This window comes from Plantactinospora sp. BB1 (genome assembly GCF_003030385.1).
Lineage (GTDB): Bacteria > Actinomycetota > Actinomycetes > Mycobacteriales > Micromonosporaceae > Plantactinospora.
In genome coordinates this window covers 5228256-5242849 of record NZ_CP028159.1, presented here as the reverse complement: position 1 = coordinate 5242849, position 14594 = coordinate 5228256, and the positions used below count along the sequence as shown (strand labels likewise).

Sequence of the window (14594 nt, the reverse complement as noted above, 5' to 3'; positions counted from 1 at the left end):
CTACTCCGAGTCGACGGTCACCTTGTTCGACTTGGTGCCCTGGTCCTCGACGGTCGGCTTGCCGCTGCGCTTGCCGGAGTCACCGGTACTGGTGATCCGGGTCGGCATCGGCTCCCGCCCACCGGTGCCGGGCACCGCCGCCACGGTCGGCTCGCCGTCGATGCCGCCACCGTCGGCCCCGCCGGTCACCGGCTCGGTCACCCGGTTCGACCCGGCCTTCCCGCCGCCCGCCGCGTGCTGGTCGGCGGCGACCTGCTCGGCGGCGGCCTCGACGATCTGCTGCATGTCCGCCTCGGCCTGCGCGAGCTGCTGCTCGGCCTGCTGCGCCGACTGCTCCGTGCCGGTCAACCGGTCCCGCTCACCGGCGAGCTGGTCCCGCGCGGCGGCGAGCTGCCGCTGGATCCGGTCGGACTCCTGCCGGGAGGCGACCGTCTCCTGCCGGATGTCGGCGAGCGCCTGCTGCGCCTCGGCGATCTCCTGCATCACCTCGGCCAACTGCTGCCGGCCGGCGGCCGCCTCCTGCTGGGTACTCGCCAGGTGCTGCTGAGTGGTGGCCAGGTGCTGCTGCGCGGTCGCCATGTACTCCTCGAACTGGCGGCGGGACGTGGCGGCCTGCTCGTCGGCCTGCCGCTGCAACTCGGCGAGGCGTTCCTCGGCCTCCCGCCGGACCTGCTCGGCGTGCTCGTCGGCCTCCCGGCGCACCCGCTCGGCGTACTCGTCGGCCTCCAGGCGGACCCGGTCGGCGCCGCCCTCGATCTCCGCCCGGCGGGTCTCGTACGACTCCTCCAGCTCCGCGCGCCGCTGGTCGAACTGCTGCTCCAGCTCGGCCTGCCGCTCCTGGAACTGCTGCTCCAGCTCGGACTTGCGCTGGTTGAACTCCCGGTCGGCCCCGGCCCGGTAGGCGGCGAGTTCCTCCTCCAGCGCGGCCCGGCCGGCGGCGAGTTCCTGCTCGGCCGCGCTCCGCTGGGCGGCGATCTCCGCCTCGGCGGCCGTACGGCGCCGGTTCACCTCCTGCTCGACACCAGAGCGCCAGGCGCCCAGCTCCTGCTGCGTCTCCGCCCGCACCTTCTGGGCGTACTCCTCGACCTCGGCCCGGGACTTGCGGACGTACTCGGCGGTCTCCTCGTTGATCCGGGCCGCCTCCTGCTGGGCCTTGGCGTGCGCCGCCTGGCCGGCCTCGCGGAGCTGGGTCGCCTCGTGCTTCGCCTTCGCGTGCAGCCCCTGGCCGGCCTCGCGCAGCCGGGTGGCCTCCTGCTTGGCCAGCTCGATCATGCGGTCGGCCTCCTGGCTCGCCGCGTCGGTGAGCCGCTGCGCCTCCTGCTGGGCCTTGACGTGCGCCGCCTGGCCGGCCTCGCGCAGCCGGGTCGCCTCCTGCTGCGCGGCGTCGCGCAGCCGGTTGGCCTCGTGCTGGGCCGCGTGCCGCAGCCGGGCGGACTCCTGGCGGGCGCGCTCGACGACCTGCTGGCTCTCCCGCTCGGTCCGCTCGGTCAGCTCCTGGGCCTGTCGGGCCGTCAGTTCGGTGAGCCGGTTCGCCTCCTGCTCGGCGGTGTCCCGGAGCTGCTTCGCCTCCTGTACGGCCTTGGCGTGCGCCGCCTGGCTCGCCTCGCGCAGTCGGTTCGCCTCCTCGGCGGCCCGGTTGCGCAGCTCCGAACCCTCCTGCTTGGCCTTCTCCAGCGCGGCCTGTGCGGCCTCGCGGAGCCGGGTGGCCTCCTCGGCGGCGGCGGTGACGGCGGCGTCCGCCTCCGCCCGGCGGGCCGTGTTGACCTTCTCCTCCTCCGCGCGGCGGGCGGCGAGGGCGAGTTCGAAGTCGCGCAGCGCGTCGGCGGCCTGCGTCCGGGCGTCCTCGAGCACCTGCTCCGCCTCGGCCCGGCGGGCCTCGATCTCCTGGAGGGTGTCCCGGTGGATGATCTCGGCCTGTTCCTCGGCGAGCGTCAGGATCTGTTCGACCACCGGACCGAGATGCCGGAACGACGCCCGGTCGACGACGCCGACCTGCCGGCGTACCGCCGTCAGGTCGCGTTGCAACACCTCTACCTGGCCCGCCAGGTTGTGGATCTGGGTGTACGCGTGCTCACGCTGGGCCGCCAGGGTGGCGATCTCGTTCTCTGCGCGAGCGACGTATCGGTCCACCTGCCCCCTGTCGTAGCCCCGAAAGGCCGGCTCGAAGCTCGGCTCCGTAGCCACATCCCCGTTCAGGGCAAACAGTTCCTCGCCGTGCGACATGCTCCCATCCTCACACGCGGTGGCTGGTTCTGCGGCGATACCCGGCGGGGCTGATGGGACGAAGCTCACTGGTGGTGACATTGCCAGATCTATCGGACCGTACGCCGCGCAGCGCTCGGGGCCGTACCGGAACTTCCGGTACGGCCCCGGCCGTGCTGCTGCCCCGCAGTCCGACCCGCGCCCGTCGTCGGGTCAGCTCGTGGCGTCGGCGGGAACCCGCTCCTCCGCCTCGGTCTTCTCGGCGGCGGCGGCCGGCTTGGCCGCCTCGGGCTTGGCGGCCGCCCCACCCACGCCCGGCACGATGCCGGCGAGGCCGGAGAGCATCTGGCCGAGCTGCGAGGTGACGGCGTCCTTCTGCCGGGTGAGGTCCTCGACCTCGCGGCGGGCCGCCTGCGTGGTCAGGTCGGCCTCGGTACGCGCCTCGGTGAGCAGGCGGTGCGCCTCGGCGCGGGCCTCGTTGAGGGTCTTGTCGGCGAGCGCCTTCGCCTTGTCGATCGTCTCGTTGGCGTTCCGCTCCGACTCGACCCGACGGGCCTCGGCGCGCTGCTCGATCTCCTTGGCGCGGTCCTGCGCCGCCCGGGCCCGCTGCTCGGCCTCGGCGACCAGCTTCTGGGTCTGGGCCACCTGCGCGGCGTGCCGCTCCGACTCCTCGCGCTCGGCCTTCTCCCGGCGCTCGGCGAGCTGGAGTTCCAGCGCCTGGAGGTCCTTGTCGCGCTTGTCCCGGGCGTCGGTGAGCAGCTTGGTCGCCTCGGCGCGCTTCTCCTCGGCCTCCCGGGCCGCCTTGGCGCGCTGCTGGGTGATCTCCCGCTCGGCGGTGGCCCGCAGGGTGGCGACCTCCCGCTCGACGGTGGACTTCAGCTCGGCGACCTCGTGCGCGGTCACCGTACGGAGCTGCTTGGTCTCCCGCTCGGCGTCGGCGCGCAGGGTGTCCGCCTCCCGGCGGGCCTGCACCCGGACCTCGGCGGCCTCCCGCTCGGCGGCGGTGCGGACGCTGCCCGCCTCCCGCTCGGCGGAGGCCTTCATCGCGGCGGCCTCGGCGCGGGCCTTGTCGGTGATCTCCCGCGCCTCGAGCCGGGCGGCCGAGAGGATGCCCTCCGACTCGCGCTTGGCCTCGCCGCGGTGGTCGTTCGCCTGCTCCTCGGCGAGGCGGAGGATCTGCTCGACCCGGGTGCCCAGGCCGGAGAGGGTGGGGCGGTTGTTCTCCTCAAGCTGCTTGTTGGTGTCGGTGAGCTTCTGCTCGACCGACGCGAGGCGCTGCTCGGCCTGCCGGAGTCGACGCTGGGCGTCGTTCATCCGCTGCTCGGCCTCGGCGCGGGCCTGCTCGGACTGGTTCAGAGCGGCGTTCAACCGGCCCAGGTGGCTGTTGACCTGCTCACGGTCGTAGCCGCGCAGGGCAACCGTGAAGTCTGGCTGCGAGTTCGCGTTGTCGAAGAACGCGAGAGGGGAGGACTGCTGCTGGGGCATTGGGACATACTTGCAGACTTACCGGGGTGCTTCGCAAGGGCCGAGCCGTACTATCGCGCCCAGTTCACAAGGTCAACTCAACCCGCCGGGCGGCGGTGCTGTTTGCCGGATCTACTGTGCTCGAAGCGCCCCCGGATCATGTCGTCGCGGCCGGTTCCGGAGCACCCCGGTACGCCCGGGATTCGCCGCCGTCATCGTCCCGCCAGCCGGGCCACGATCGGTGCCGCGGCGTCCAGGTTGCCGCCGAGGTGCAGATAGCTGACGCCGTACCGGTCGCGGAGCGCGAGGAGCTTGTCGACGCACTCGTCCACGCTGCCGTGCAACACCGACGGGGAAGCAGCCAGCGTGGCCGGGTCGACCCCTCGGGCGTGACTGGACGAGGCCCGGTGCTCCACGCCCCGGTGCCGCACCCGTACGTCGAACATCCGGGTCTGGAACTCCAGGCCGGCCGGATCCCGCCCGGCGGCCGTCGCGGCGTCCCGGGCCCAGGCCACCTTCCGGGCGAAGCGCTCCGGACTCATCTCGGCGAGCGCGGCGAGCGGGTCGACGTCCGGGGCGAGTCGCGGGTTGATCCCGACGATGTCGGCGCAGCGGCCGGCGAGTTCGAGGATCCGCCGGCTGCCGCCGCCGACCAGTAGCGGCGGCCGGGGGCGCTGTGCCGGAGCCGGCAGCCCGAGCAGTCCGGTGATCCGGTAGTGCCGGCCGGTGAAGTCGACCGGCTCGTCGCCGAAGAGCCGCAGCAGGATCTCGATCGACTCGGCGAGCCGGTCGACGCGTACCGCCGGGGGGTCGAAGGGCAGCCCGGCCGCGTCGTGGTCGGCACGCAGCCACCCGGCGCCGAGGCCGATCTCCACCCGGCCGCCGGAGAAGACGTCGAGGTTGGCCAGTGCCTTGTGCAGGAGTACCGGATGCCGGAAGTCGTTGCAGAAGACCATGCCCAGCACCCGGAGCCGGCTGGTGGCCTCGGCGGCCACCGTCATCGCCACCAGCGGGTCCATCGCCCAGCCGCCGGTGAGGTGGTCGGAGACCGAGACCGAGTCGAAACCGAGGTCCTCGATCCGGCGGATCTCGTCGCGCCACCGCGCCGCCGGCCGGTCCAGCCCGGGCATCGCGGCGGTGAACCGGAACGGGCGTACCCCGACGGGGCCGGGACCCGGTGCGGCGGACGACCCGGTACGCGGGGTCGGCGGCGCCGGGGCGGCGGTGGGCGCGGGGGACTGCGCGGGCGGCATCGCCCGACTCTATTGGTCCCGGGGCGTCGCGCCCGGCGTTCCCGGCCGGTCACCGGGGCGAAGTCGGATTGTCGACACGGGCCCCGGCCCGACCGGACGGCGCATTCCGGGCGGCCGGCCGGCGGCCTACCGTGACCGCTGCGCAGACCCAGCGTGACCCGCTGGGCCCCAGACCTACCGGGAGCTACCGCAGGAGGCCGCAGTGACGGTGCTGCACTTCGACTCGCCGATGTCCGACGACGAGCGTCGGGCACGGCTCTTCGCCGGGGACCTGTTCGTCTACTCGCCGACGCCGCACTCGATGGCGCTGGTCGCCTTCGCCCGGCAGATGACCGAGACCGCGTTCGCGCCGTACTTCCCGCCGGAGGCCCAGCACCACCTGGCCGGCCCGGACTACGTCTCGGTGCTGGCCGAGCTGAAGCCCAGCTTCATCAACCACCCGCGCAGCGCCGAACTCGTCCGGGGGCTCCTGGCCGACCTCGGCGCCGACCCGGTGCAGACGTACTTCGACGTACCCCGGCTGCGCTCGATGACCAGCGAATACCTCAACGCCGGGCTGACGCTCCAGTTCGAGTCGCACCGGGACACCTGGTTCTCCGCACCGATGTCCCAGCTCAACTTCTGGATCCCGGTGTACGAGGTGACCGAGGCGAACGTGATGGCCTTCCACCCGAGGTACTTCGACACCGGGGTGCGGAACAGCTCCCGGGACTACAACTACGCGCAGTGGGTGGCGCACGGCCGGACCGCCGCCGCCGCGCAGGTGCACGCCGAGACCCGCAGGCAGCCCGGGCTGGAGCAGGAGCTGGAGCGGGAGCCCGACCTGCGGGTGCTCACGCCGCCCGGCGGAGTCCTGGTCTTCTCCGGTGCCCAGTTGCACACCACCGTGCCGAACACGTCGGGCCGGACCCGGTTCTCCATCGACTTCCGCGCGGTCAACCTGCACGACGTACGGGCCCGGGCCGGTGCCCGCAACGTCGACTCGGAGTGCACCGGCACCACCCTCGGCGACTTCCGCCGGGCCACCGACCTGGCGCCGCTGCCGGCCGAGCTGGTCGAGGCGTACGACACCGTGCCGGCCTGAGCCGGAGCCGGGTCAGGAGGCGGCGGGTTCGACCAGTTCCACCAGTACGCCGCCGGCGTCCCGGGGGTGCACGAAGTTGACCCGGGAGCCGGCGGTACCCCGCTTCGGCGTCTCGTAGAGCACCCGTACGCCCCGGTCGCGCAGCGCGGCGCAGGCGGCGTCGACGTCCGCGACCCGGTACGCGACCTGCTGCACCCCCGGCCCGCTGCGGTCCAGGAACTTCGCGATGGTGGAGTCCGGGGTCAGCGGCGCGAGCAGTTGCACGCAACCGCCGTCCGGTGTCGGGCCGACCTGGAGCATCGCCTCCCGGACGCCCTGCTCGGGGTTGGTCTCGGTGTGCACGCAGCGCATCCCGAAGACCCGCTGGTAGAACTCGATCGCGGCGTCGAGGTCGGCCACCGCCACCCCGACGTGATCGATGCCGAGCAGGCCGATGCCTGTGAGATAGTCGGCAGCCGGGCTGTCCGGGTTGTCGTCGTCCACCAGGATAGTCTGACCTAACCGACGTTAAGGCGCTCCGCCAGGTCCCCCCGGAGGCGACAGTTCCCATGGCATCCGTGATCGTGAACGGCGCCCGTACCCCGATGGGTCGGCTGCTCGGCAACCTCAAGGACTTTTCGGCGACCAAGCTCGGCGGCATCGCCATCCGGGCCGCCCTGGAACGCTCCGGCGTCGCCGCCGACCAGGTGCAGTACGTGATCATGGGGCAGGTGCTCCAGGCCGGTGCCGGACAGATCCCGGCCCGGCAGGCGGCGGTGGAGGCGGGCATCCCGATGTCCGTACCGGCGCTGACCATCAACAAGGTCTGCCTCTCCGGCCTGGACGCGATCGCCCTGGCCGACCAGCTCATCCGGGCCGGCGAGTTCGACATCGTGGTGGCCGGCGGCATGGAGTCGATGACCAACGCCCCGCACCTGCTGCTCGGCCAGCGGGCCGGCTACAAGTACGGCGACGTGACCGTGAAGGACCACATGGCGCTGGACGGGCTCACCGACCCGTGGGACTGCTGCGCGATGGGCGAGTCCACCGAGCGGCACAACGCCCGGCACGCGATCAGCCGGGCCGAGCAGGACGCCTTCGCCGCCGCCAGCCACCAGCGGGCCGCCGCCGCGCAGAAGAACGGCGCCTTCGCCGAGGAGATCGTCCCGGTGACGGTGCCGCAGCGTAAGGGCGACCCGCTGGTGATCAGCGAGGACGAGGGCGTACGCCCGGACACCACCGCCGAGTCGCTGGCCCGGCTCCGCCCGGCGTTCACCCCGGACGGGACGATCACGGCCGGCAGTTCGTCGCCGATCTCGGACGGCGCCTGCGCGGTGGTGGTGATGAGCAAGGCGAAGGCGACCGAGCTGGGGTTGACCTGGCTGGCCGAGGTCGGTGCGCACGGCAACGTGGCCGGCCCGGACAACTCCCTGCACTCGCAGCCGGCCAACGCCATCGCGCACGCGCTGCGCAAGGCCGGGCTGACCGTCGGCGACCTCGACCTGATCGAGATCAACGAGGCGTTCGCGCAGGTGGGTGTCAAGTCGGCCCGGGACCTCGGCGTCTCCGACGAGATCGTCAACGTCAACGGCGGCGCGATCGCGCTGGGCCACCCGATCGGGATGTCCGGGGCCCGCCTGGTGCTCACCCTGGCTATGGAGCTGCGCCGCCGGGGCGGCGGCACGGGCGCGGCCGCGCTCTGCGGCGGCGGTGGCCAGGGTGACGCGCTGATCGTGCACGTGCCGGTACAGGCCGGCGGGCGGGAGTGACGGCGGAGTCCGCCGCGGACCGCCCCGAGCCCAACCCGGCCGGGTCGGCGCGGCCCGAGTCGGAGCCGGCCGGGTCGGTGCGGCCAGAGTCGCAGCCGGCCGGGTCGGTGCGGCGCAGCCGGGACGTGCCGATGCTGGTCGACCGGGCCCGGCAGGGCGATCCCCGGGCGGTGGCCCGGCTGATCACCCTGGTCGAGTCCGGCGACGACCTGCTGCCGCGGGTCGCGGCGGCGCTCGCCCCGCACACCGGGCGGGCCCAGGTGATCGGGCTGACCGGTTCGCCCGGGGTGGGGAAGTCGACCACCACCAACGAACTCGTCCGGGCGCTGCGGGCCCGGGACCACCGGGTCGGTGTGCTCGCGGTGGACCCGTCCAGCCCGTTCACCGGCGGGGCGATCCTCGGCGACCGGGTCCGGATGCAGGACCACGCCACCGATCCCGGGGTCTACATCCGCTCCATGTCGAGCCGGGGACACCTGGGTGGGCTGGCGGCGGCGACCCCGCAGGCGGTCCGGGTGCTGGAGGGGGCCGGCTGCGACGTCGTACTCGTGGAGACCGTCGGGGTCGGCCAGGCCGAGGTGGAGGTCGCCTCGCTGGCCGACACCACCCTGGTGCTGCTGGCGCCGGGGATGGGTGACGCGATCCAGGCGGTCAAGGCCGGCATCCTGGAGATCGCCGACGTCTTCGTGGTCAACAAGGCCGACCGGGACGGCGCCGACGCCACCGTGCGGGACATCAACGGCATGATCGCGTTGGGCGAGCGCGGGCCGGGGGAGTGGCGGCCTCGCGTGGTGCGCACGGTCGCGGCCCGGGGTGAGGGGATCGACGACCTGGTCACGGCGGTGGAGAAGCACCGCGGCTGGCTGGTCGAGCACGGCGAGCTGCGCCGCCGCCGCGAGGCCCGGGCCGCCGCCGAGGTCGAGGCGATCGCGCTGGGCACCCTCCGGGACCGGATCGGTTCGCTTCGCGCGGGTACGTCGCTCGCGGCGCTCGCCGCCCGGGTGGCCGACGGTTCGCTCGACCCGTACGCGGCGGCCGGCGAGCTGCTCGACCAGCTCGGCCGGTCCGCCGGCTGAACGACACCGCGCTCAGGGGTGCCCGGACGGGCTCAGGGGTGCAGGACGGCGCCCTTGAGCACCCTGTCGACGGCGTTCCTCGGCCCGTGCACGGCCAGTCCGACCAGGTCGAGCCGGTCCCGCCCGACCGCCCGGACGGCGGCCCGATTGTCCCGGTCGTTGCCGGTGCCGAAGAGCTGCTCGGTGAAGATGGCGACCCGCATCCCGCGCGAGACGGCCCGGCGGTGTGCCGCGACGACGACGTCCCGGCCGCCGGTGAAGACCAGCACCGGCTGGCGGAACATCGGCAGGTAGCGGGTGTCGTCGGCATCGAGGTAGTCGGCGCCGAGCAGCTCCGGCTCGGCCCCGGCGACGCCGCTGGTCAGGAAGGCCGTGACGTTGAGCCGTTGCCAGGTCGCGAGGTCGTCCCGGAGCAGAATGGCGATCTTGGTGTCGAAGCGGACCCGGGCCGGCTCCGGTCCGGCCGTCGGGACGGCTGTGGTCATCGAGATTCCTCCTCGGTCGGTCGTCGCTCGATCCTGTCCCCGGTCGGCACCGCGGGTCTTGTACGTTCCTCGCACCCCGCCGCCGGCCGGCGCGGCCAGACTCGACGGAGCCGAGAATGTGTCAGTTCCGCCGCTGGCTCGCCCACGGCGGATAGGCTCCGTCAACGCCGACGGCGCCGTGCAGGCCGTCGAGACCAGGGGAGAGAGACGAGAATGACCGAGGTTCAGAACGATTCCGGCCAGGCCACGGAGACGGCACCGGCGGCAGCGCCCGCGGCGGCGCCGAGGGGCGGCACCGAGGTGTCCGAAGAGGTCATCGAGAAGATCGCCGGTACGGCGGCCCGCTCGGTGCCCGGCGTCGCCGATCTCGGTGGCGACGTCGCCCGGTTCTTCAACAGCGTGCTGGACAAGGTCGGCCTGGACGAGGTGGGTGACGACGGGCGGGGCGTCTCGGCCGAGGTGAAGGGGACCAGCGCGACCATCCGGGTGGTACTGGTGATCGAGGCCGGTCACGTCGTACAGGAGGTGACCGAGGCGGTCCGGGCGAAGGTCATCGAGGCGGTCGAGAAGTACGGCCTGACGGTCGCCGAGGTGAACGTCAAGGTGGACGACATCGAGCTGAACACTCCGCCGGCCGCCGGGGCCTGACCGCGTGCCGGCCCGGCCGCAATTGCCGTGATCAGGGATCTTCCGCCCGGAAGCCGTACCGCCCGGTGTCGGAAGGTCCCTGGATCGCGGGACACTCCCGCCTTGATCGCGGGCTACCTTAGCGATCGTTCAGGGACCCCTCTACACTCGGGCTCAGTCAAGGAGCGCGAGGAGGCCCCCTGCGATGAACGCCGAGGAGATAGCCGCCGGCCGAGCCCGCTGGCAGGCCAGGTACGACGCGGCACGCAAGCGGGAGGCGGACTTCACCACCCTCTCCGGGATGCCCGTCGAACCGGTCTACGGCCCGCCCGAGGGGAGCGCGGATCCCCGGTTCGCCCGGATCGGCTGGCCGGGCGAATACCCGTACACCCGGGGGTTGTATCCGACCGGCTACCGGGGACGGACCTGGACCATCCGGCAGTTCGCCGGCTTCGGCAACGCCCGGCAGACCAACGAGCGCTACCGGATGATCCTCGGCGCGGGCGGCGGTGGCCTCTCCGTCGCCTTCGACATGCCGACCCTGATGGGCCGGGACTCCGACGACCCGCAGGCGCTCGGCGAGGTCGGGCACTGCGGCGTCGCCGTCGACTCCGCCGCCGACATGGAGGTGCTCTTCGACGGCATCGACCTGGCCGCCGTCACCACCTCGATGACCATCTCCGGCCCGGCGGTGCCGGTCTTCTGCATGTATCTGGTCGCCGCCGAGCGGCAGGGCGCCGACATCTCCACACTGGACGGCACCCTCCAGACGGACATCTTCAAGGAGTACATCGCGCAGAAGGAGTGGCTCTTCGACCCCGAGCCACACCTGCGGCTGATCGGCGACCTGATGGAGTACTGCGCCCGGGAGATCCCGCGCTACAAGCCGCTCTCGGTCTCCGGCTACCACATCCGGGAGGCGGGGTCGACCGCCGCGCAGGAGCTGGCGTACACCCTGGCGGACGGGTTCGGCTACGTCGAGCTGGGCCTGTCCCGGGGCCTCGACGTCAACGTCTTCGCACCGGGGCTGAGCTTCTTCTTCGACTCGCACCTCGACTTCTTCGAGGAGATCGCCAAGTTCCGGGCCGCCCGCCGGATCTGGGCCCGCTGGCTGCGCGAGGTGTACGGCGCCACCGACGAACGGGCACTCTGGCTGCGCTTCCACACCCAGACCGCCGGGGTCTCGCTGACCGCGCAGCAGCCGGTCAACAACGTGGTGCGGACCGCCGTCGAGGCGCTGGCGGCGGTGCTCGGCGGCACCAACTCGCTGCACACCAACGCGCTGGACGAGACCCTCGCGCTGCCCAGCGACTCGTCGGCGGAGATCGCGCTGCGTACCCAGCAGGTGCTGATGGAGGAGACCGGGGTGGTCAACGTGGCCGACCCGCTCGGCGGCTCCTGGTACGTCGAGGCGCTGACCGACCGGATCGAGGCGGAGGCGGAGGAGATCTTCGCCCGGATCCGGCAGCTCGGCGGCGACGGCCCGCACCCGATCGGCCCGATGACCTCCGGCATCCTGCGCGGCATCGAGGACGGCTGGTTCACCGGTCAGATCGCCGAGTCGGCCTTCACCTACCAGCAGGCGCTGGAGAAGGGCGAGAAGAAGATCGTCGGCGTGAACTGCCACACCGGTACGGTCGCCAAGGAGCTGGAGATCCTGCGCGTCTCGCACGAGGTGGAGCTGGAGCAGCGCCGGGTGCTCGCCGACCGCAAGGCCGGCCGGGACGCGGCGGCGGTCACCGAGGCGCTGACCCGGATGGTCGAGGTCGCCCGGACCGGCGAGAACATGATCCCGCCGATGCTCGACGCCGTACGCGCCGAGGCCACCCTCGGGGAGATCTGCGACGCGCTGCGCGCCGAGTGGGGCGTCTACCGCGAGCCGGCCCGGTTCTGACCGTCGCGTACACCCGGCCGGTCGGCCGATCGGCCGGGTTGGCATCTGTCGGGCAGCGGCGCTTGGGCAGGGTTCCCGGCGCCGCGTGCGAGACTAGGGAACCATGAGCGACCCACGGATCACCTCGTCGATCTTCACCCGCGGCGCGGTCGACCTCGGCGCACTGCGCGCCGCACAGACACCCGCGAAGCCGGCGGCGGCAGCGACCCCGCCGGGCGGCCCCGGCACCCCCGGCGCGACACCGCCGAGCACACCTCCCGGGGGCGGGGGTGGAGTCGCGGTGATCGACGTCACCGAAGCCACGTTCCAGTCCGAGGTGCTGGAGCGCTCCCTCACCACGCCAGTGGTGATCGACTTCTGGGCCGAGTGGTGCGAGCCCTGCAAGCAGCTCTCCCCGGTGCTGGAACGGCTCGCCGCCGAGGGCGCCGGTGCGTGGGTACTGGCCAAGGTCGACGTCGACGCCAACCCGCGGCTCGCGCAGATGTTCCGGGTGCAGAGCATCCCGATGGTCTACGCGGTGGTGGGCGGCCAGCCGGTCGACGCCTTCGCCGGAGTGGTACCCGAGGCGCAGTTGCGACAGTGGATCGGCGCCGTGCTGAAGGCCGGCGGGGTCTCGGTGGAGGCACCGGAGGACCCCCGGCTCGGCGAGGCCGACGAGGCGCTGATCAGCGGCGACCTGGACGCGGCCGAGCGGGCGTACAAGAAGATCCTCTCGGACGCGCCGTCGGACGCGGCGGCCGAGGCCGGCCTGGCGCACGTCGCGCTGGCCCGCCGGGTGAGCGGTGCGGACCCGGCGGCGGCGCTGGCCGCGGCCGAGGCGGGCCCCGACGACGTACCCGCGCAGTTGCTCGCCGCCGACATCGAGGTGCTCAGCGGTCAGGCCGAGCAGGCGTACGCCCGGCTGGTCGACCTGGTCCGTCGGACGGCCGGCGATGACCGAGAGGCCGCCCGACAGCACCTGGTGTCCCTGTTCACCATCGCCGGTCCGGACGATCCTGCGGTGGCCAACGCGCGGAGGGCGCTCTCGCGTGCACTCTTCTAGACAATAGGCAGCTACGAGCAGCGCGCGTGCCGGCCTGGCAGCCGCGATACCGGACGGGAGCACAGTATGCGCCGGATCGCCGTCCTGGACGCCCCGTCCAACCTGGGCCTGCGTCCGCCGACCCCCACGTCGGTGCCGGGCTGTGCCAAGGCCCCGGGCGCGCTGCGTGACCACGACCTGATCGCCCGGCTCGCGGCCCGGGACGCCGGCTGCCTCACCCCGCCCCGGTACGACCCGGGCGACTGGCGTCCCGGGGACGGGGTGTGCCACGCCGGCTCGATCGCGCAGTACTCGATGGAGCTGGCCGAGCGGATCGGCGGCATCATCGACCAGGGCGAGTTTCCGCTGGTGCTCGGCGGGGACTGTTCGATCCTGCTCGGCTCGGCGCTCGCCATGCACCGGCTCGGCGAGGCGGTCGGCGGCCGGATCGGGCTGGTCTTCGTGGACGGCCACTCCGATTTCCGGCACCCGGGCAACGCCTCCTACGTCGGTGCGGCGGCCGGCGAGGACCTGGCCCTGGTCACCGGGCGGGGCCAGGCCGACCTGGCCGCGATCGAGGGGCGCCGGCCGTACTTCCGGGACATCGACGTGGTGGTGCTCGGGATCCGCGCGCACGACGAGTACCGGCTCGACCTCCAGGCGGCCGGGATCGTCACCCGGCCGGTGCCGGCGCTGCGGGTCGAGGGGGCGGCCCGGACCGCCCAGTGGGCGCACGACCAGTTGACCGACTGCGCCGGCTACTGGGTGCACGTCGACGTCGACGTGCTCGACCCGGCGGTGATGCCGGCGGTGGACGCGCCGGACCCGGGCGGGATCGCCTTCGCCGAGCTGGAGCTGCTGCTGGCCGGGTTGGTGGACACCCCGCACTGCCTGGGGGTGGAGATCACCGTCTTCGACCCCGACTACGACCCGGAGGGGGGCTACGCGGCCGAGATCGTCGACACGCTGGTCGCCGGCCTGGCTCCGGTCGCCGCGCCCGAGGCGGTGCCGCCCCGGTTGCTCCCGAGCCGGCCGGTCGGTCCGGAGCGTGGTTTGACGGTCCCGGGGCCTCGAACGGTCCTGCCCGGCACGCCGTCGACACCGGCCCGGCCGTCGGCGGAACCGCCGGCCGGGGTGGCAGACGAGCCGGCCGCCAACGGCGCCCGGGTCGGGGTACCCGAGCTGGCCGCCCGCTGGTCGGAGCCGGTCGGCCCGCCCGCCTCGGCCGGTCCGGGACGGCTCCGTCGCAACCCGCCGCCGCCGGCCGAGGATCCGGCCGACGGTGCCGCGCAGCCCACCCGCGCCGTCGACGGGGATTCCGGGGGGTCGGCGGCGGCGCCGACACCGGACTCCGAGCCGGGGTCGGCGGAGATCGCCTGAACCTCGGCGCACGCTCTCGACCGGTGCTCGGCGAACCCGCCCGCCTGGTCGACGACCCGACCGGGAGACCGGGACCGCTACGCCGGCCCGGCCGGCTCGGCACCATTCCGGCGGAAGACTGTCGAGATGGGTGCACGGACGGGGCACCGACCGTATCGGGTCGCCGAAGACCTCCGGGTGGCCGGACGACATCGGGCGGACGACATCGGGTGGCGGGCGACATCGGGCGGACGACATCGGGTGGCGGGCGACATCGGGCGGACGACACCGGGTGGCGGGCGACATCGGGCGGCGGACGACATCGGGTCTCGCCCGAGCGCGGACGCACCGACGGGGCAGCTCGACAGGCTCGACGAGAGG

Annotated in this window: 12 protein-coding genes; 7 read left to right on the top strand and 5 right to left on the bottom strand. The window is 73.4% G+C overall.

The window, feature by feature from the left end; translation table 11 throughout:
* The 3 genes from C6W10_RS22810 to C6W10_RS22800 all read right to left on the bottom strand — a co-directional run bounded on the left by C6W10_RS22810 (position 1) and on the right by C6W10_RS22800 (position 4919).
* On the bottom strand, positions 1 to 2130 hold the full coding sequence (locus tag C6W10_RS22810) for a hypothetical protein (protein ID WP_369936816.1): 2130 nt from the start codon (positions 2128 to 2130) through the stop codon (positions 1 to 3).
* A 285-nt stretch (positions 2131 to 2415) separates the two neighbouring features.
* The gene (locus tag C6W10_RS22805; protein ID WP_107260351.1) at positions 2416 to 3687 is read right to left on the bottom strand and encodes a cell division protein DivIVA; all 1272 of its coding nucleotides are present in this window, start codon (positions 3685 to 3687) and stop codon (positions 2416 to 2418) included.
* Positions 3688 to 3878: 191 nt separating this feature from the next.
* Positions 3879 to 4919 (bottom strand): TIGR03621 family F420-dependent LLM class oxidoreductase, encoded by a 1041-nt coding sequence (locus C6W10_RS22800; protein WP_107260349.1) that lies wholly within the window; start codon positions 4917 to 4919, stop codon positions 3879 to 3881.
* A gap of 202 nt (positions 4920 to 5121) precedes the next feature.
* Here C6W10_RS22800 and C6W10_RS22795 point away from each other — a divergent pair, with 202 nt between their 5' ends.
* Complete coding sequence (locus tag C6W10_RS22795; protein WP_107260347.1) at positions 5122 to 6003, top strand: hypothetical protein; 882 nt, start codon at positions 5122 to 5124, stop codon at positions 6001 to 6003.
* A 12-nt stretch (positions 6004 to 6015) separates the two neighbouring features.
* Here C6W10_RS22795 and mce read toward each other — a convergent pair whose 3' ends face one another.
* On the bottom strand, positions 6016 to 6486 hold the full coding sequence (mce, locus tag C6W10_RS22790; RefSeq protein ID WP_107260345.1) for a methylmalonyl-CoA epimerase: 471 nt from the start codon (positions 6484 to 6486) through the stop codon (positions 6016 to 6018).
* Between the two features lie 65 nt (positions 6487 to 6551).
* On the opposite strand from mce, the gene C6W10_RS22785 reads away from it, so the two are divergent.
* Positions 6552 to 7751 (top strand): acetyl-CoA C-acetyltransferase, encoded by a 1200-nt coding sequence (locus tag C6W10_RS22785; RefSeq protein WP_107260343.1) that lies wholly within the window; start codon positions 6552 to 6554, stop codon positions 7749 to 7751.
* Between the two features lie 131 nt (positions 7752 to 7882).
* Positions 7883 to 8827, top strand: a complete 945-nt coding sequence (meaB, locus tag C6W10_RS22780; RefSeq protein ID WP_107264199.1) for a methylmalonyl Co-A mutase-associated GTPase MeaB — start codon at positions 7883 to 7885, stop codon at positions 8825 to 8827.
* Between the two features lie 32 nt (positions 8828 to 8859).
* Here meaB and C6W10_RS22775 read toward each other — a convergent pair whose 3' ends face one another.
* A complete protein-coding gene (locus C6W10_RS22775) occupies positions 8860 to 9312 on the bottom strand; it encodes a DUF2000 domain-containing protein (RefSeq protein WP_107260341.1) in 453 nt (150 codons plus the stop codon).
* 213 nt (positions 9313 to 9525) lie between these two features.
* On the opposite strand from C6W10_RS22775, the gene C6W10_RS22770 reads away from it, so the two are divergent.
* The 4 genes from C6W10_RS22770 (at position 9526) to C6W10_RS22755 (ending at position 14234) form a co-directional block, all read left to right on the top strand.
* Entirely contained in the window at positions 9526 to 9960 is a 435-nt protein-coding gene (locus tag C6W10_RS22770) for an Asp23/Gls24 family envelope stress response protein (protein ID WP_107260339.1), read from the top strand.
* 184 nt (positions 9961 to 10144) lie between these two features.
* Complete coding sequence (locus C6W10_RS22765) at positions 10145 to 11833, top strand: methylmalonyl-CoA mutase (RefSeq protein ID WP_107260337.1); 1689 nt, start codon at positions 10145 to 10147, stop codon at positions 11831 to 11833.
* A 103-nt stretch (positions 11834 to 11936) separates the two neighbouring features.
* Positions 11937 to 12875 (top strand): tetratricopeptide repeat protein, encoded by a 939-nt coding sequence (locus tag C6W10_RS22760; protein WP_107260335.1) that lies wholly within the window; start codon positions 11937 to 11939, stop codon positions 12873 to 12875.
* A gap of 66 nt (positions 12876 to 12941) precedes the next feature.
* Positions 12942 to 14234 carry an arginase family protein gene (locus C6W10_RS22755; protein ID WP_369936811.1) on the top strand — a complete coding sequence of 431 codons (1293 nt, stop codon included), beginning with the start codon at positions 12942 to 12944 and terminating at the stop codon, positions 14232 to 14234.
* Positions 14235 to 14594 lie beyond the last annotated feature (360 nt).